11 protein-coding genes are annotated in these 19,984 nt (G+C 43.1%); all 11 read right to left on the bottom strand.

Annotated elements, in window-relative coordinates; genetic code table 11:
- Positions 1 to 254: 254 nt before the first annotated feature.
- A complete protein-coding gene (locus tag OEV42_12900) occupies positions 255 to 1,871 on the bottom strand; it encodes a hypothetical protein (protein MDH3975172.1) in 1,617 nt (538 codons plus the stop codon).
- A gap of 99 nt (positions 1,872 to 1,970) precedes the next feature.
- The gene (locus tag OEV42_12895) at positions 1,971 to 3,833 is read right to left on the bottom strand and encodes a PQQ-binding-like beta-propeller repeat protein (protein MDH3975171.1); all 1,863 of its coding nucleotides are present in this window, start codon (positions 3,831 to 3,833) and stop codon (positions 1,971 to 1,973) included.
- Between the two features lie 62 nt (positions 3,834 to 3,895).
- Positions 3,896 to 5,812 carry a hypothetical protein gene (locus OEV42_12890; protein MDH3975170.1) on the bottom strand — a complete coding sequence of 639 codons (1,917 nt, stop codon included), beginning with the start codon at positions 5,810 to 5,812 and terminating at the stop codon, positions 3,896 to 3,898.
- 495 nt (positions 5,813 to 6,307) lie between these two features.
- On the bottom strand, positions 6,308 to 6,676 hold the full coding sequence (locus OEV42_12885) for a response regulator (protein ID MDH3975169.1): 369 nt from the start codon (positions 6,674 to 6,676) through the stop codon (positions 6,308 to 6,310).
- 155 nt (positions 6,677 to 6,831) lie between these two features.
- A complete protein-coding gene (locus tag OEV42_12880; GenBank protein MDH3975168.1) occupies positions 6,832 to 8,460 on the bottom strand; it encodes a hypothetical protein in 1,629 nt (542 codons plus the stop codon).
- A 606-nt stretch (positions 8,461 to 9,066) separates the two neighbouring features.
- The gene (locus tag OEV42_12875; protein MDH3975167.1) at positions 9,067 to 10,629 is read right to left on the bottom strand and encodes a VCBS repeat-containing protein; all 1,563 of its coding nucleotides are present in this window, start codon (positions 10,627 to 10,629) and stop codon (positions 9,067 to 9,069) included.
- Positions 10,630 to 10,739: 110 nt separating this feature from the next.
- Positions 10,740 to 13,280 carry a hypothetical protein gene (locus tag OEV42_12870; protein MDH3975166.1) on the bottom strand — a complete coding sequence of 847 codons (2,541 nt, stop codon included), beginning with the start codon at positions 13,278 to 13,280 and terminating at the stop codon, positions 10,740 to 10,742.
- Between the two features lie 55 nt (positions 13,281 to 13,335).
- On the bottom strand, positions 13,336 to 15,831 hold the full coding sequence (locus tag OEV42_12865) for a hypothetical protein (GenBank protein MDH3975165.1): 2,496 nt from the start codon (positions 15,829 to 15,831) through the stop codon (positions 13,336 to 13,338).
- 54 nt (positions 15,832 to 15,885) lie between these two features.
- Complete coding sequence (locus tag OEV42_12860; GenBank protein MDH3975164.1) at positions 15,886 to 18,375, bottom strand: IPT/TIG domain-containing protein; 2,490 nt, start codon at positions 18,373 to 18,375, stop codon at positions 15,886 to 15,888.
- Between the two features lie 666 nt (positions 18,376 to 19,041).
- Positions 19,042 to 19,236: a hypothetical protein gene (locus tag OEV42_12855; GenBank protein ID MDH3975163.1), complete on the bottom strand. Its 195-nt coding sequence runs from the start codon at positions 19,234 to 19,236 to the stop codon at positions 19,042 to 19,044.
- An 87-nt stretch (positions 19,237 to 19,323) separates the two neighbouring features.
- The coding region (locus OEV42_12850) for a hypothetical protein (GenBank protein ID MDH3975162.1) at positions 19,324 to 19,984 on the bottom strand (661 nt) is incomplete at its 5' end.

Below are 19,984 nucleotides of genomic sequence, written 5' to 3'. Positions count from 1 at the left end.
ATTTATATCGATAAATACTCTTGCTGTAAAAGATATAGAAGTTAGTGCATTGAGAATATATGTATCAATACGGTATAACTTATTACTCAAGTTTCGCACCTTCATGAGAATAGCTGTTTTATCGGCAGAAAAGAGTAACATCAGTGATAGCATGTTTATAGATCACCCCCCTGCCCCCCCCCTTTTTACAATGGAGAATTATACCCACTTGCGATTCCCTGAAACTGCTGCTTTTTTTGAAACTTATAAAACGCTTACTGAATCGTTACATTTACCTTATCAGTTACGGTCCCTTCTTTAAGGCCATTTTTTTCATCTACCTCAAAGTAAAAATCATATACACCTGTAGGTAATGTTAATGTTTCCAGTATATTATAGTTTGTAACAGCAGAGAGAGGCCCCTCATAGGCGGGGAGAGGTATGTCGGATTTTTTCCAGCCTGAACCGTTTTGAAACCAATAGGTTCCAATAGCGTCTGACACTCCATAGACCCACCAATCAGACTCGTATCCTGCTGCCTCGCCCGGATTGAGGGAAATGGTCAGATTAAGGGTGTCTCCTTCATTAATGACAAGTGGTCCGTCAGAATTATTTGCTTTAATATCAGTATTTGCTGATGAAGGGCCTATAGCCTGATATCCATTATTTAGTATTCCTTTCTCACCTGCCGGATTGGTTATAAGTATATTATACGGTCCTTCTATGAGCGGGTTCGGGAAAGTTGCTGTTATGGTTGTAGAGTCGAGAACATTTACATTGGTTACAGGACCATTGGGACGAATGATCTGAAGCCCCATATGACCATCGGCAACATACATATAATTGCCGGAGACATTAATGGCGCCGGCAAAGCCGGGTGTATCATAAGAGCCTGTAAGTCTTAGACTGGCAGGATTGTTTACATCGAAAACCTGAATTTCAGAGGACCCCTGAGCCACATAGGCATAATTGTCGGATACGAAGACATCCCATGCAGGACTTGGCATGTTGTAGTAGCCTGCAAATTCAGGATTTACAGGATCGCTTACATTAATAATGTGAAGTCCTGTATCGTCATTTGTTACATAGGCATAGTTACCGGATACGTGGACAGCAAGAGGCCACTCTCCTTCTATGTCATATTTGCCTTTGAATGACGGATTACGGGGATTGCTTAAACTATAAATCTGAAGACCATAATAGTCTGCTATATATAGGTAATTGCCTGAAGCGTGGATTCCTTCTGCCCAGATTGTATCATCCATATCGGCAATGCTCGGAAAACCGGGATTATTCACATCAAAAGTTATAAGAGCATCAGCAGCCAGATAAGCATAATTTCCGATAACAACTATATCTCTCACGTTCCCATATGTGAAGGTGGAACTAACCCTGACTGGAATTTCCGGATCACTAATATCAATAATATGAAGAAGCGTATCATTCCAGTCTCCTACATAAGCGTAATTGCCGGACACATAAATGCTGCTGGCATCTCCCGTGTCATAAGAACCTTTTAATTCGGGATTCGCCGGATCACTTATGTCGATGATCTGAATGCCTGCGGTTCCATCTGCCACATAAGCATAATTGCCTGACACATGAACTTTCTCCGTACTCCCCGGTGTATCGACGGAACCTAAAGAAGTCGGCCCGGCATTCAACAGACTGACTCTTGCCCCTTGCTCAAAGTTTTCACCTGTGATGGTAGCATCAGTAGAAATGTTATTGAATTCCCGATCAGGTGAAACCGAACTTATAATTGGCGTAGCCGAAAAGGCAGGAAGTGATAAGCCACATGTGATGATAAACAAGGTAATAAATTGAACCAGAAATCTAGTTCTTTTTTTCTGCCTCTTTTGATCTTTTCCTTTTAGTATATTTTTTTCCATTTTTTTCTCCTTTGAATAAATCAACCACTCCGCTGCTTGCGGGGGAGTGGTTGATTTGTGAATTCACAAGCAATTCTCAATTTTTTTTGCTTTAATAATTTATGGCTCTGTGTTTTGGATAACCTGCCAAACTGCCGAATCAGTAATTGTCGTGCCGTCATTTAGTGTAATGGTAGAACTAACATTATTAGTCCCTTCACCAATAATACTTCCTGATAGATTGGGACACCTGAATGTTGTTCCAATAGCTGTAATTGTTCCTTTAACAGCACAAGCATTAAATTGGTTTGTTAAATCCGAACCATTGAGCGTAACATTCGTTACAGTAGCCGTATTGTCAAGGCTTTCAACAATAAGGGCCATATCAAAATCTTGTAAAACAAGATACTTGCCTGAAGGTGGGGATATTGTGAGAACAGAAGGCTGAGAATTATTCTGAACCAGATATTTTATTGTCACAAAATCTTTATTGTAATCGCTGTTATCACTCATCCCGGCAACAAATACGTTCCCGTCAGCATCAAGACACACTCCCTTTTCACCAATGGTATCATGACCATTTGCCAAACCGTTATAATGCTGTGACCATAATAGCGTTCCGTCAGAACCATATTTCAAGGTAGCAAAATCACTATTATTATTATTTACACTCCACCCGGCAATAACTGTATTGCCTGCACCATCCACTATAATGGTATTGGGGTAGTCGTTATCATGTCCCGGGCCATCATAACGTTGCACCCATAATTCTGAGCCATTAGGGCCATATTTTACTGTAGCAATGTCATGCATACTATCAATACCATCACTGCTACCGGTAACGATTATATTATCCATTGAATCAAGTACCATGGTACGTGGGTAATCCCAAAAATCGGCAGGCCCATTATAGCGCTGCACCCATAATTCCGTACCATTGGGACTATATTTTACAGTGGCATAATCAAAATCCGTGTTATCACCAAAGGGATCCATCCCTCCTGAACGGATACTACGTCCCGTGACAACAACATTGCCCCCACTATCAAGCGCCAAGGCAATAGGAATATCAAAAGAATTTATTGGGCCATCATAACGTTGTACCCATAACATGCTTCCAGTATCTGCATCATATTTCAATGTAGCATAATCATTCATGGTATCAACGCCCCTGCTGATTCCGGTAATAACAACATTGCCTGCACCATCCAAAGCAATAGCTACAGGCGCATCTCCAGTATTACCGGGGCCATCATAGCGTTCCTCCCACATAACTGCGCCATCAGCATTGTATTTTATCGTCAAATAATCACCATCACTACTGCCAGTTACAATGACATTACCTGCTGTATCCGTAATGACAGCAACAGGCGTATCTCCCTTGGCATTAGGGCTGCCATATCGCTGTTCCCACACTAGTGTTCCATTTGCATCATATTTCAATGTTGCATAATCAGAATCAGCATATGTAGTATTATAACTATATCCGGTAATAATGATGTTACCCACCGCATCTACTGTCATATCTTCTGGGATATCCTGTGCATCGCCACCTAATCCGGAATATCTACGCTCCCATAACAGTGTTCCATCAGGTGCATATTTTACTGTCGCGTAATCGTAATTAGTACCATTACCCTTTGAAAAACCTGTAACAATTATATTGTCATCAGCATCAACTTCAAAAGCAACAGGACTGTTTATACCAAGTGACATTCCACTGTAAACATTCTCCCACAGCAAGGTCCCATTATTATCATATTTCAGGGTACAATAGTTTGAACCACAAATACCTGATACAATAATATTACCCGTTGAGTCCACCGTTACAAACTGCGCTAAGTCCATTCCATTTTCCAAACCATTATAACGCTGCACCCACTCTTCACTTACTGTTTCAGCTGAAACCGGTAGCGCTATTAAAATCATTAACATAATCACCAACACAACTTGTAACAAATAACCTTTCTGTACTTTCTTCATCTTAATTCCTCCATTTTTATTACCATTTTATTAACCTCCGACAGGCTTCCCTGAAGGAGGTTTTAGAATTGACCAACAGCTACACTCAATCCAGATCTCGGCGCTGCAACATCAATACTGTTCATCTCAAAACCGTTACTTCTTAGCATCTTTACTGTAGCTTTATCGTTAACCTCATCATGGAGAGTAACTACAATTTCATTCGCTCCGTCACCATCCATATCGTCACTGCTTAAATCGCTGCCAAGAGGGCCTGTTGTTCCGGCCAGGAACTGTTCAGCAATTTGCCCTGTACCTTCGAGCATATAAATATCGACAGGGGGATTGGGGAGGGATTTATCCAGTGAAGATACTATTATTTCTCCCCTGTCATCGCCATCAGTATCTCCAACGGAAAGGGCAAGTTCTATTTGATTGCTCATAGAGCTTGAAAAACGACTTTCAGAGGATAAAGACCATTGTCCAATACCCTGACTCCTGTCGACAGCCCACATATCCCATATCCAGTTCCTCTCAGGCAGACCATCCACCATAGTTCCTGTCATCGTCACCAGTTCTGCGAATCCATTCCCATTCATATCTCCAGCTGCAACATCAAGCAGGGAATCACCCGGATTTTTTACTACATCGATGCCGGTAGTAACCAGGGCGCTTGCCACAGCATCGTAGGTGTATACTTTCATTTGCAGTGGCTGCCCGCTGCCACCACTCCAAAGGATTACTTCAGCTTTTCCATCATTATCAAAGTCAGCCGAAGCAACACCCATATCAGTTGCATCAGGTCCAAAGGGGAGTATTCTCAGGTTTGTCTTTTCCACACCTGTCCGGGAAAAAACTTTCAACTCCGCTACGGAAGGATTAGATGCACCGGGAACACTCAATATTTCATCTGTACCGTCACCGTCAATATCACCGGAAGCAACATGGGTGCTCCCCGCAGCGCCATAGGGGCTGAAGCTGTTTTCATTTACTCCATCGGCATCGTATATTTCAACCTGGTCTTCCAGGTTCGTTCCTTTCCCCACAACAGTCCGCTTTACCGTAGGTTGAGCTCTAAAGACAGCAATGCGGCCATCAAGATCTGAACCATAGATGAGGCCGTTATCATTATCTACTGCAACATCGACTACTTTATAAAAATGTCCATTGCTTCTGCCTTGAAACAATTCCCATTCTCCGTTATTATGATAAATCCAATATCCTCCGATTCTGTCAATGTAATCCAGACAGGCATCCGCAATATAAATGGCATTAGTGTCGGCAATAATAATTCTGCCCTCTTTATCCGTCGTCACTCCTCTCAAACGATCAAAGAAGAGACCATCTTCATATTCATGACCATACCTATTTTGACCAGCTGTACCTATGAACTCTAATGTATCCATATGATAGATTTTAAGATTAAAAGCCGAACTATCCGTTATAATAATTCTTCTGTTAGCCTCATCAAGCGTAATGCCAGGGGCGCTGTAGAGTTCACCAGCGCCAAAGCGCCCAAGAAGGGTCCCATCCGCTTCAAAGATATACCACCGGCCAGTGCCGTAAGTAGCGTGAACCTTACCATCAGCCGCAATTGCAAGATCGTTAATGACTATACCAACTTGCGCAAAAAACCGTTTGGTAAATGTTCCGTCTTCATAGATTGTATAAGCGTCAATTGTCTTACCATTTGTCGATACAAATACTTCGCCGGAAGGAGAAACAGCAACCCCGTTTGGTCCGGTAATAGGAATTGAATTTATTAAGAGGCCCTTCCTATATATATTCAGCGCTCCCGCAAAATTAAGAACATATAGATCCCCATTCGGTCCCATCGCCAGTTTAGCCGGACTTTTATATGGCTGATCCAAATCACCCACATATTCATAAGTATGACCTGGACCTACGCAAGTAGCGGCATAAAGAGGCGCCGTACTTTGACTTATACCAATTGTTAGAAAAAAAACGGACAATAAGATTGATTTAATTGTTCCTGCCATTAGAACTTTCCTCCTTTTATAAATATTAGTTTTTGTATAAATTTAGTTACTAGCATCGATAGATAAATCGTCTTTTTTCAGAAGACGCTCATACACTTAGAAATAGATTAATGGCCGATGAACTAAATTCGTTAAATTTCTGTAAAACCCTAACCGGACACTGGCTATCAGCATGACAATTGATTTTATTTTGAATATTTCATAACCATTAACTCCTCCCAAAAAATTTATTGATAGCCTTTAAACACTTCAACCTGGAAAAAGGTTGCGATCTTAGTAATTTTTTGACGCTACTTTACGCAATTTTCTAAACCCTGTTATCCTGGAAAATATTACCCACCGGGTTATGTCATATCTCTAATGGGATTTACTTTTATTTCAATGTGAGAGGAGATTTTTGAGGAAAGGAGAAGAAAGCGGCTAAAGGGTTACAGTGTAGTAATTCACATAAGATAGCAGTGCTATTCCGGGGATGAATTCAATTCTGCCCTTTTTTTAAGCTCTTAAAGCTTTTTCGATGAAATCATAAAAATCATAGGGATTAAAGGGCTTGAGCAGCCATAGGATATTTTCCTGTTCCATGTATGAGATATCAGCCCTGTTCGTGCTTCCTGTGATAAAAACGGTCTTTCGGGCGAGAAAGGGATAATCCCTTTTCATATTTTTATGGAAGTCAATACCGTCCATTTCGGGCATGTCAATATCGGAAATTATCAATGAATAATCACTCTCCCCGGCTTTTTGCAATGCTTCAATTCCGTTCCCTGCACAGCTTATAAGGGCATCCCTGAATTTTACTCCCATAAGAGATTTATAAATTGCCCACAGCCTGGCATCGTCATCAACTATCAAAAATGATTCCATGCCGCCTCTCGCGTGTGTCCATACCCTTACTTTTTTTCTTTGAGCTACCTGCCATCTTTATATTAGAGACGCCCCACCGGGGCGTCTCTACAGGATTATTATTGCTTGCCTTGCCTTGCCTTGCCAGGCGGAATAAAAAAACATTCCTGCTTTTATCACTGAATTGTGACATTCACCCTGTCGGAAACAGTTCCTTCTTTTACACCATTCCTCTTATCCACTTCAAAATAGAAAGTGTAGTCATCTGCAGGTAATGTGGATGAGTTTAGAACGTTACGGTCAGTAATGGCAGCAAGTGGCCCCTGGTATGCAGGAACAGGTGTTACTGATGGCGCCCACCCTGAACCGATCTGGTACCAATAGGTACCCATTCCAGGCGATATAGCGTATACCCACCAGTCCACGTCATATCCGGCTGCCGCAACCGGATCAAGAGAAACGGTTAGACTTAAGGGGTCACCAGAGTTGAGAACAAGCGGGCCATCGGAAGCATTTGCTTTTATATCGGCAATGACGGTAGAAAGCCCGACAGCATTGAAACCGTTATTCAGTCTGCCCTCTTCACCAGCCGGGTTGGTGATCAGAATATGATATGGCCCTTCAGGCAATGATGCAGGGAACGTAGCTGTTATGGTGGTTGAATTGGAAACCTGTACGCTTGTTACAGGGTCATTAAGGGGGAAGATACGTAAACCACCACTACGATCGGACAAATAGATGTAACTTCCGGAGACATCGACATCATTGGCAGACCCCGGTGTATCATAGGAAGCAAACAAGAACGGTCTGGCTGGATTGCTCACATCTATGATCTGAAGACCGCTTTTGCTATCGGCCACGTAGGCGTAATTGCCGGATATGTGGACTCCAAAGGCCCACCCCGGTGTGTTATAGAAGCCGGACTGGACCGGATTTACAGGATCAGTCACATCTATAATCAGAAGACCGGCCTCACCATCCGCCACATAGGCATAATTGCCGGAAACGTAGACATCCCATCCGAAGCTTGGTGTAAAATATGTCTGGATTAAAACCGGTTCTTCGGGATTGCTCACATCAATTATCTGAAGATCGCCATCTGCTGCATAGGCGTAACGGCCTGAAGTGTGGACATTAATGGTTTGCCCTGCACAACAGGGTGAGACCGAAACGGGATTTGAAGGATTACTCACATCTACAACCTGAAAACCATTTAATCTCCCCATATAGGCGTAATTGCCGGAAACATGGATTCCATAAGCTAAGCCAGGTTCGTTAAGAGAAGAAAGCCAAGCCGGTTTTCCCGGATTGCTCACATCTATGATCTGAAGGCCAGAGTAGTAATCAGTCACATAGGCGTAATTGCCGGAGACGTAAACATCCCATGCATATTCTGATGTACTATATGAAGAGAACCAACGCGGACTTGAAGGATCATTTACATCAAAAACCACAAGTTCATCAGTATAGCTAGTCCCATTGCTGATTGAATAGGCGTAGCTGCCGGAAAGATGAACAGATCCAACAGCAATCCCCGTATAAGAACCAAAGGAATAATACCCGCCATCGCCATACAAAAGGCTTACACGAGCCCCGGCTTCAAAGTTTTCACCCCTTATCGTAACTGCTGTTGAGCTATTATTGAAGCCCCTGTCCGGTGTAACCGAGGTCACTACAGGTGTTAATGAAAAGGCGGGAAGCGCTGTTTCGCATATAAAAATACAAAATGCAAGAGTTCCAATCAATAAACGAAAATTATTTTTACAGTTTCTTTGATAAATCTTTTTCAATACCTCTTTTTTCATCTTTATTTCTCCTTCTCCTGATAATTTGCTTATAAAGTGAGATTTGTGCTGATTATTGGAAATACAGTGAGTATATTATTCTGTTTATAGCCCAGGATCCACTCAGCTTACTGCAAGGTTGTTGTTTTAGAACTCTCTCCCATTCGAATCAGGATGTGAGGATGAATACCCTTAACATAACAATAAACTCTTTCCATACATTTTGTTGATAACACTTAAACGCTTCAACCTGACAAAAGGTTGCGATATTTATAATTTTTTTAACGCTATTTTATGCATTTTTCTAAACTAAGGAGTCTGGACAAAATAATGGATTTTGATTTTATCTATGAGGAGGTCCAAGAGAGCTGCCTATCCTGCCATGATTATGGAATTGCGGCACATATGATGGAGGTGAAGAACTATTATGATAATAAAGTGGGCAAATCCACTATTTTAAAGTGAGGAAGCTTTGAATCGGATAAGGATAGTAACACTGCCGGTAGTTAAAGTAAAAAGTAGCTGCATGGAAGGAAGAGCTTATTTTGGGTAGTGAGCTGTAAAGAATCAAGCAATAAAAAGGCAGAATTTCCGCTGGAAATTCTGCCCCGGTAAAATATTATCCTTCTACTGAATAGTTACATTTACCCCGTCGGTTCTGGCCCCTTCCTTGATACCATTTCTCTCATCAACCTCAAAGTAAAATTCATAGTTACCTGCAGGTAAGCCAGACATTTCCAGCACTGTAAGGTCTGTTATCACAGAAAGCGGGCCCTGATTGGCGAGAATGGGTGTCTCCGATGCTATCCAGCTTGAACCAAGCTTAAACCAATAGGTCCCACTTGTCGGCGACAATGCATAAACCCACCAGTCTGCATCAAAACCGGCTGCTGTCCCCGGATCGAGGGAAAGACTTACGTTGAGCAAGTCACCCTGGTTAATAGTAAGCGGTCCGTCTGAAGCATTTGCCTTGATATCAGGAATAACAGAGCAGAGTCCGGAAGGCGGGGAAGTCCTATTGAGATAAATATTAACTCTGTCTCCCATTGAGTTTTTTATGGCTATGTCGTTCTTCCCGTCACCGTTAAGATCTTCCGCATCAATTGAAGATTCATTAAGTACAAAAATGTTAATCATTGGTGTAACGTAATTAATACTCTCCTGAAAAGTACCGTCGCCATTCCCTTGATAAATATAAAGTCTTCTTATTAAATCATTAAAATCGAACCCCGCCAGGGCCATATCATGTTTGCCATCACAATCAAAGTCAGATATAACCATAGATGTGTATTCTTCCGTACTCCGGGCATTCCAGTTTACCTTAAGAAAAGTACCATCTCCATTGCCAAGTAAAACAATACCTTTTCCAAAACTGGGTACAGTAACTATATCATGAACTCCATCGAAGTTAATATCTTCCACAGAAAGCCCGTTGCCATACAAGGAGTAACCGCCAAGATTTGTTGATACGAGGTTGAACGTACCATCACCATTTCCAAGAAAGACAGCAATATGACCGGCATAGGGATACGTGATTGCCAGATCAGCCTTGCCATCATTATTAAAATCAGCCGTATCTACGGAAGTGGGCATATCTCTATGATACGGAAAGGATGAAGCAGTAAAAGTTCCATCACCGTTACCCAAATAAAGGGAGACCGGTACTGTGGAAGAAGCCTTATTTGCCGTTATAATATCCAGTTCTTCATCACTATTAAAGTCGGCCGTTGCAATCGATATGGGTCCTTCACCGGTATTCCCTCCTGTTATACCCGGTAAAAAAGTACCATCACCATTTCCAGCAATCAGGGTAAAGGTATTATCATCATTTGTTGTCACAATATCTAATTTGTCATCATTATTAAAATCCTCAGATATAATCATCAAGGGATAAACTCCGGAAAAATAGTGAGTTGCCAACTGAAATGCGCCAGTCCCACTTCCTAATCGTATGGAAATAGATTGATTAAAAAGATTGGTAACAGCCATCTCAGGTATACTGTCTTTGTTAAAGTCTTCAAGCAATACACCGGCAGGGGATGAACCTTCTTCGTAGCTGGTAAAATGATCAAATGACATGGCTGCCCGGGATGTTTCCGGCATAAAGCAGAGCGCAAAAAATATTATAATTAAATGAAAACAATTTAGATCGAATCTACTCGTTTTACCTGCATAATGACTTTCCATCATATTTTTCTCCATATATTATATTTTAAAATAAGAGACGCCCCACCGGGGCGTCTCTACAGGATTAGTGTTGCTTGCCTTGCCAGACAGAATTAAAAAAATTCATTCTTTTATCACTGAATTGTGACATTCACCCTGTCGGAAACAGTTCCTTCTTTTACACCATTCCTCTTATCCACTTCAAAATAGAAAGTGTAGTCATCTGCAGGTAATGTGGATGAGTTTAGAACGTTACGGTCAGTAATGGCAGCAAGTGGCCCCTGGTATGCAGGAACAGGTGTTACTGATGGCGCCCACCCTGAACCGATCTGGTACCAATAGGTACCCATTCCAGGCGATATAGCGTATACCCACCAGTCCACGTCATATCCGGCTGCTGTAACCGGATCAAGAGAAATGGTTAGACTTAAGAGGTCGCCAGAGTTGAGAACAAGCGGGCCATCGGAAGCGTTTGCCTTTATATCGGCAATGACGGTAGAAAGCCCGACAGCATTGAAACCGTTATTCAGTCTGCCCTCTTCACCAGCCGGGTTGGTGACCAGAACATGATATGGGCCTTCAGCGAGTGAGTCTGGAAAAGTAGCATCAATTGTTGTCGAATCCTGAAGCAGTACATTTGTTACAGCTTTATTTTCCTTAATGATTTGCAGTCCTCCTCCTCCATTATAATTTGTAATATTATGTCCATTGGAAAGGTAGATGTTATTATTGGCAGCATAAACATCGACTGTATTAGTGTTGTAGGAACCTACAAGAACAGGTTTCAATGGCGTATTAATATCCAGAACCAATACAGAGTTTTTGTCAGCCACATAGACATTGTTCCCCGAAAGAAAAACAGCCCATGCATGACCCGGCGTATCGTAGGAAGCTGCTAAAAATGGGCTTGCAGGGTTGCTTACATCGATAATTTTAAGCCCCTCATATCCATCAGCCACATAAGCGTAACTGCCTGATACCTGGACGTCATAAGCAAGACCGGCCGTATCATAAGACGTCACAATTTGGGGACTTAATGGATTGCTAATGTCAACAATCATCAGGCCATAATCTCCACCAGCTACGTAAGCATAGGTCCCTGACACAAAAACACTCTTCGCTTCAGCAGGTGTGCTTAAGGTAACAGGCGCTGCCGGATTTGTGGGATCGCTTACGTCGATGACGGCAAGTCCCGCCCAACTATCTGCCACGTATGCGTATCCACCTTGCACGTAAACGCTGACAGTCGTTCCGGAAGTATCTACAGTAACAGGCGCACCCGGACTGGCAGGATTGCTCACATTAATGATCTGAAGCCCTGCCAGGCCATCTGCTACATAAGCGTAATTACCCTGCACGTATACATCATAGGCAGTATCTCCTAAAGCAGAAGAACTTAGCAGTGCGGGGTTATCGGAATCAGATACATCAATAATCTGGAGACTGCGCGACCCACCTGTCGTAAGGTAGGCATATGTTCCGGAAAGATGAAGGCCTTTGGCATTTCCCGATGAAGAATAATATCCAGCCAATGCGGGATTAACCGGATTACTCACATCTATGACCTGAAGACCTGAATTGCTGGCGGCCACATAAGCTAATGAACCCGAAACATAAAGATCACGTGAATCATCATAAGAATGATAATATCCAATCAACTCCGGACTTTCAGGATTACTTATATCGATAATCAGGTTGCCTAAATATGAATTCGCAACATAAGCGTAATTACCGGATATATAAATTCTATTGGAATATCCACCTATGTTCTTAATGCTTACATGTAAAGGATTTACCGGATCACTTATATCTACAATCCGAAGGGTCCCCCTGCTAACCAGATAGGCGTAATTACCTGAAACATGTATATCATTAAATTCGCCTGAGTTATAAGAACCTTTTAAAACAGGCGCCTCCGGATTCGTTATATCAATAATTCTGAAGCCACCGGCTCCTTGCAACATTGTTATATAGGCATCTGTTCCTGAAATATCGATACTCTTGGTAACGCCGTATCCATTTTTATAAATAGCAGCTTCAACAGGCAGTAAAGGATCGCTTACATCGATAATTATGAGCCCATCCACTCCAGCTGCTAAATAGGCATGATTGCCGGAAACTCTGATATCCATAGCGTTTCCAAGAGTTAGTGGAAAATTACTGACAAATGAAGGCATTTCAGGAGTGCTGATATCAACAATGTTAAGACCGGCTCTTGCAGATGCCACATAGGCATAATTTCCAACCACTTGAATAGCCTGGGAAGACTCATTAGGTACGGATGTATCATAAGAACCAACCAATCCGGGATTTTGAGGATCACTAATGTCAATAATCTGAAAACCGTCGTTATATTGCGCCACATAGGCATAGCTGCCTGCAATATGTATGGATTGCGCATCCCCTCTCGTTTGGTAGGAAGAAACATTAAAAGGCCCGCCATTAAGAAGGCTCACCCTGGCTCCCGTCTCAAAGTTACTTCCGCCTATCGTAGCGGGCGTTGGCATATTGTTAAAACCGCTGTCCGGCGTAACCGAGTTTATAACCGGTGTTGCCGAATATGCCGATGAGGATATAGCAAATATTAAAAGGAATATAGACACAATTGCTGCCAATACTTTACTATCTGCTTTCCCCGTCCTTTGATAAATTTTTCCTGATTTTTTATTGCCCATTGTTCTTTTCTCCTTTTAATTAATGCTTTAATGACCTTTCTAAAGTTACACAAATCTACTGAATTGTAACATTCACTGTATCACCGACGGTGCCTTCTTTAACACTGTTTCTGCCATCCATCTCAAAGTAGAAATCATAGTCACCGGCAGGTAAAGTGGATAACTCCAGTACCTTATAGTTTGTAAGTGTAGCAACCGGCCCCTGATAGGCGGGGAGAGGCTTATCAGATTTCATCCAGCCTGAACCGACCTGGAACCAGTACGTTTTAATAGCGCTCTTTACCCCATAAATCCACCAGTCCGCATCAAAGTCCGTTACCTCTCCAGGATCCAGCGAAACAGTTACGCTGAGCATGTCTCCCTCGTTAATAAGAAGCGGGCCATCTGAACCGTTGGCCTTGACGTCGGGATTAACAGAGGAAAGTCCCTCTGCATGGAAACCATTATGCAGTTTTCCTTCCTCTCCTGCGGGATTAGTAATCAGGACATGATAGGGACCGTCGGGCAGTGATGCTGGAAAAGTAGCGGTAATTGTCGTTGAATCCAGAACCTCTACGTTTGTTACGGGATTATTTGGTTCTATAATCTTTAAGCCCTCATATCCATCCGCTAAAAAAATGTAACCACCCGAATAGTAAACACTTTCAGCCTCTCCAGGCGTGTCAAAGGAACCAAGCAAAACCGGATTTACAGGATTACTCGCATCTATTATATGAAGGCCTGCATTCTCATCCGCAACGTAGGCATGACTGGCGGTGACATAGATCCCGATTGCTTTTCCCGGTGTGTCATAGGCGCTGACAAGAGCCGGATTTACAGGATTGCTCACATCAATAATCTGAAGGCCGCTATTATCATTAGCCACATAGGCGTAAATGCCGGAAACATAAACGTCATGGCTATCGCTTGGCATAAGATAAGAACCCGTCAAGACCGGACTAGCCGGATTACTAACATCAATAATCTGGAGCCCTAAATCCCTATTAGCCAAATAAGCATAATTACCAGAAACATAAACATCATTTGTTGAACCCAGTTCATTGTTAGAACCCGCCGGCACGGGACTCAGCGGATTACTTACATCAATAATCTCAAAACCACTCGCGCCAGCTAAATAAGCGTAACCACTGGAAACGTAGACGCCGGTGGCCCTCCACGGGGTATTATAGACGCTAACAAGAACCGGACTGACCGGATTACTTACATCAATTATTTCAAGACCATTTCCATTAGCTATATAAACATAATTGCCGGAAATGTAGAGATCTTCTGCCCATTTCTGTATGCTGTAGGAGCCGGCAGTAACCGGATTTAAAGGATTACTTACATCGATTATCCAGAGTTTTCCAAAGTAATCCAGTATGTAACCATGAGCGCCTGAAATATTGACACAAATGGATTTCTCCGGCGCATCGTAAAAACCGGAAAATGCCGGACTTACCGGATTACTTACATTGATTACCTGAAGACCCATATTCCAGTCAGCCACATAGGCATAATCACCTGAAATATAGACACTCAATCCCTCCCCCGGTGTATCATGAGAACCCGCCAGGATGGGAGCCGAAGGATTACTTATATCTATTATTTTAAGACCGCCGCCACCATTAGCCACATAGGCATAATTGCCGGAAACATAAACACCATAAACATTATTCTTCATTTCGTAGGAGGCTGTTAAGACCGGACTAGCTGGATTACTTACATGAAAAATTTTTAACATGAAATTACTATCCGTCACATAGGCATATTCACCTGAAATGTAGATATCAGTGGTCCAGTTAACTGCATTATTGGAACCGGCAAAAACAGGATTTACGGGATTACGTACGTCTATTATCTGCAAACTATTACCATCACCTATATAGGCATAGTTGCCGGAAATATAAACATCAGCAGCATATCCCGGTGTATCATAGGAAGCAGCCTGAACCGGGCTCGAAGAGTTGCTAATATCTATAATCTGAAGACCATATGTATCATCAGCCACATAGGCGTAACTCCCGAATATGGCTACATCAAAGGCGTATCCCGGTGTATCATGGGAGCCGGCCAGTGTGGGCGCAGAAGGATTACCTACATCAATAATCTGAAGGCCATTATCCCCATCAGCCACATAGGCGTAACGCCCGGAGAGTTGTACACTAGAGGCATGTCCCGGTGTATCATAGGTACCGGTCAGTATGGGTGTGGAAGGATTACTTATATCTACTATCTGAAGACCATTATAACCGTCAGCCACGTAGGCGTAACTGCCGGACGCATGAACTCCCCAGGATTCAGTCAGGTCATAAGCCCCCACATGGAAGGGTCCTCCATTCAAAAGACTCACTCTGACCCCCGGTTCAAAGTTTTCTCCTGTTATCACAACCACTGCTGATGCATTGTTAAAACTACGTTCCGGTGTAAGCAATGTCACAGCAGGCATTGCGGCATAAGCGGGTAATGATATTCCGAATATAAAGATAAAAATGGCTAAGATCGCCGCCCATAACCTGCCATCTGCTTTTCGCTCCTCCTGATCAACCTTTCCCGATGTTTCACTGTCCATTTATTTCTTCCTCCTTATAACGACGAATATTAATTATTTCAAAGCTTACCAAAGCTACTGAATCGTAACTTTCACTACATCATTCACTGTTCCCTCTTTAACACCGTTTCTCTTATCCATCTCAAAGTAGAAATTATAGTCACCGGCAGGTAAAGTGGATAACTCCAGTACCTTATAGTTTGTAAGCGGAGCAACCTGTCCCTGATAAGCGGGGAGAGGAGTATCAGAGCTTATCCAGCCTGAGCCGTTTTGGAACCAGTAGGTTCCAATTGTGTTCGTTTCAGCATAGACCCACCAGTCCGCTTCATATCCAGCCACCTCACCCGAGTTGAGAAAAAGGGTTATATTGAGCATGTCACCCTCGTTGATAAGAAGCGGGCCATCTGAATCGTTGGCCTTGATATCTGCATTGACGGAGGAAAGTCCCACTGCATGGAAACCATTATGTAGCGTTCCCTCTTCACCTGCCGGATTAGTTATCAAAATATGATAGGGGCCATCGGGAAGTGACGCTGGAAAAGTAGCGGTAATTGTTGTTGAATCCAGGATCTGTACATTTGTGACAGGAGCATTTTGGCGCATTATACGTAAGCCTGATTCATGAGCTGGAATATATATATCATTTCCATCAACATAAACGTTCCATGCTTCAGTATCGTATAGCCCGAACAGATAAGGGTTTGATGGGTTACCGACATCTATTACCAGCAAAGCGTTTTCATCCGCTACATAGGCGTAACCGCCTGATACAAAGACACCATAGGCAACCCCGGGTGTATTATAAAAAGAAAGCAGTACCGGACTTGCAGGGTTGTTTACATTGATAATCAGCAGACCGGAATTACCATCCGCCACATAGGCATAACTGCCGGAAACGTGAACACCATGTGTCCACCCCGCTGTGTCATATGAACCGGCAAGGGTTGGGTTTGCAGGATTGCTAACATTGATAATCTGTAGTCCAAAATCACCATCCGCTACATAAGCGTAACTGCCGGAAACGCGGATTCCTTCGGCATTACCAGGTGTATCATAGGAACCTACCAGGAGCGGGTTTGCAGGATTGCTAACATCAAATATCTCTAGCCCACTCGTACCATCCGCCACATAGGCGTGACTGCCGGAAACATGGATTCCTTTCGCATTGCCCGGTGTATCATAGGAGCCGGCCAGGAGCGGTTCGGCTTGATTACTCACATCAAATATCGCTAGCCCGCGCGTACCATCCGCCACATAAGCGTAACTGCCGGAAACGTGGATTTCTTCGGCATTACCCGGTGTATCATAGGAGCCGGCCAGGAGCGGTTCGGCCGGATTGCTCACATCAAGTATCGCTAGCCCGCTCATACCATCTGCCACATAAGCGTAACTGCCATAAACATGGACGGCTTCGGCGACCCCAGGCGTATTATAGGAACCTGTCATCGCCGGACTTGCAGTACCGCTGATGTCAATGATTTGAAGGCTGGAACCATCCGCAACATAGGCGATGCTACCTAAGGTCTGGACACCGAAGGCGCTACTGGGTGTATTGTAGGAGCTTGCCAAAACCGGACTTGCGGGATTGCTTACGTCAAAAATCTGAAGACCTCTCACATCATCCGCCACATAAGCATAAATACCGGAGACGTACACATCCCATGCATACCCCGGTGTATTATGGGAGCCGGTCAAAACCGGATTTCCCGGATTGCTTACATCAATAATTTGAAGACCATTCTCACCATCCGCTAAATAGGTATAACTACCGGCAACGTGTACCCCATAAGAATTGCCCGGTGTATAAAGAGAGCCGGTCAAAACCGGACTTGCAGGATTGTTTACGTCAATTATCTCAAGGCCGAAACCTGGTTCCGCCACATAGGCATAATTTCCGGTTACGTAGACATCCCATGAATACCCCGACGTAGTCTGGGAGCCTGTCAAAACCGGACTTGCAGGATTGCTCACATCAATGATATCAAGACCTGAGCCATAAACCACATAGGCGTAACTGCCGGAAATATGTATTCCATGAGCTAATGCCTGTATATCATGGGAAGCGACCCAAAGCGGGTTTGCAGGATTACTTACATCAATGATATCAAGACCTTCATCGTATGTCACATAGGCATAACTGCCGGAGACGTAAACATCCCATGTATACCCCGGTGTAGTATATGAAGCAACCCAAAGTGGATTTTCCGGATTGCTCACATCAAGAATATCAAGTGTTGCCGCACTGCCACCTGCCACATAGGCGTATGTGCCGGAGACATGAACTTTCAACGCAGAGCTTTCTGTATAAGAACCCAAGGGATAAGGACCGCCACTCAAAAGGCTCACACGAGCCCCTGGTTCAAAGTTACTCCCATCTATCGTAACGGGCGTTGAAATATTGTTAAAACCTCTGTCCGGCGTAACCGAGCTTATAACCGGTGTTGCCGAATATACAGGCATTGACATTCCAAATGTAAAGAGCAGTGTAGCCGCAATTTTTACGGCCAAGTTACTATCTTTGTGCCATTTTACCTGAAAATTTCTTCCTTTTTTTACAAACCCCATCTTGTCCTCCTGGTTATTTTTTTGATAGTCTTTAAACGCTTCAACTTGATAAAAGGTTGCGATCTTTGTAATTTTTTTGAAGCTGCTTAAGGCAGTTTTTCAAAGACGGGCAACTTGGGAGAAAATTATAATACCGGCATATGCCACAGCTAAGAAATGTTTCTGGTAATACCCGGTAAATCCTGTGTTTGCGGACTACTTAAGGAATGTGTCCTCGCTGGAAGCGAGCTTTGTTCATTATTTATATACTGGAATACTTGTGTCCCCAATGGGGCGAGGACCACCCATCCGGAAGCCCACAGGCTGCACAAAATAATAATTTCATCAAAAAAAAGAGTATGAAAAGGCAGAAAGGGGGTAAAAGGGGGACAGTTTTGAATGGCGCTAAGTTAAGCGCTTTCAGCATGATATTTTACCTAATGAATTCACCGAGACATGCACCAGGCTGACTGATCGATTTCTGTTTTTGTTGTTTCACCTTTTCAGGTAATATCTGCTGGCTGAACGAGGCTTTTTAGGAGGGTTATGTAGATGGAAATTGAGGAATAAAAGAGTATAATTTTTCATGCCCGATTATACCATTTTACCCTCAATTTTACTGTGTTTTTTACTGCTAAAAGTGCTTAACCTAGTGCCATTCGGATGTGTCCCTGTTAATAATCTCAATTATTTATTATGTTCAATCTTTGTCCAATTTTTCCCATCTAATGCCCACACTTCTCCCGTTTTTTTATCCATTTTGAACAATTGATATGTATCCTTGTTTTGTACATGAATCAATTGATATCTACCAGTGTGGTGGCAACCAGAAAAGATAGTTAAAAAGATAATGCCCAAAAAAATAAGTTTTATTATTTTCATATGATCCTCTCCGTTTCTTATTTTTTCATCTAACCAAAAAAATTATGCAGGCGCTTTAGCGATCTACTTGATGACTGGTTGTGCCCATCATCGTCTCCAGTTTGGCTCCACGTCTTCCGTGCCGCTTGTCAACCTGACGAGGGCAGCAGTTTCCAATGAATACTTCCACAGATTCCATTTGGTTTCCTTGCCGTTATCGGAGACGCCGCAAACAACCACCGTACGTCTGTCGGGTGACAATGTTAGGAAGTCCCTCAACCAAAGGTTTGGAATACCCTTCTTTGTGACTGACCCATCACTTGCCTTCATCTCCCATAGCTCCTGACGGTTACCCTCTTGAGTTCCAATGAACAAAAGTCGCGATTCGTCCAGCCATGCTGAACCTGAAACATAGGTGAAATTAAGTGGAACTTGCCTTTGTACTTTAATGACATCCGTGTGGACATCCGCGAGTAGCATGGTTTGAAACTTGTCGACAAGAATAGAAAGGCGAGTTCCGGAGGGGCTAAATGCGAGCATCTGGGCATACTTGAACATGCCATCCGCACCAAGGATTGGTATGGTTCGGAAACTCTTACCGTTTTTTCCCCACCTTCCAATTTGTGTGCCCAGACTGTAACTAATTGCATAGATATAGCTTCCATCTGGACTCCAAACGGGCCGAATAAATGATGAGGAGTTCTCCAGACGCGTTTCGAATTTTCCTTTAGAACTCAGAAGAACTAGATCGTGAACTCCATCATGAACA

Source organism: Deltaproteobacteria bacterium (assembly GCA_029860075.1).
In the GTDB taxonomy this organism is placed as follows: domain Bacteria; phylum Desulfobacterota; class JADFVX01; order JADFVX01; family JADFVX01; genus JAOUBX01.
Note: the sequence above shows the minus strand (reverse complement) of the source record. Positions and strands in the feature narration are given on the sequence as shown.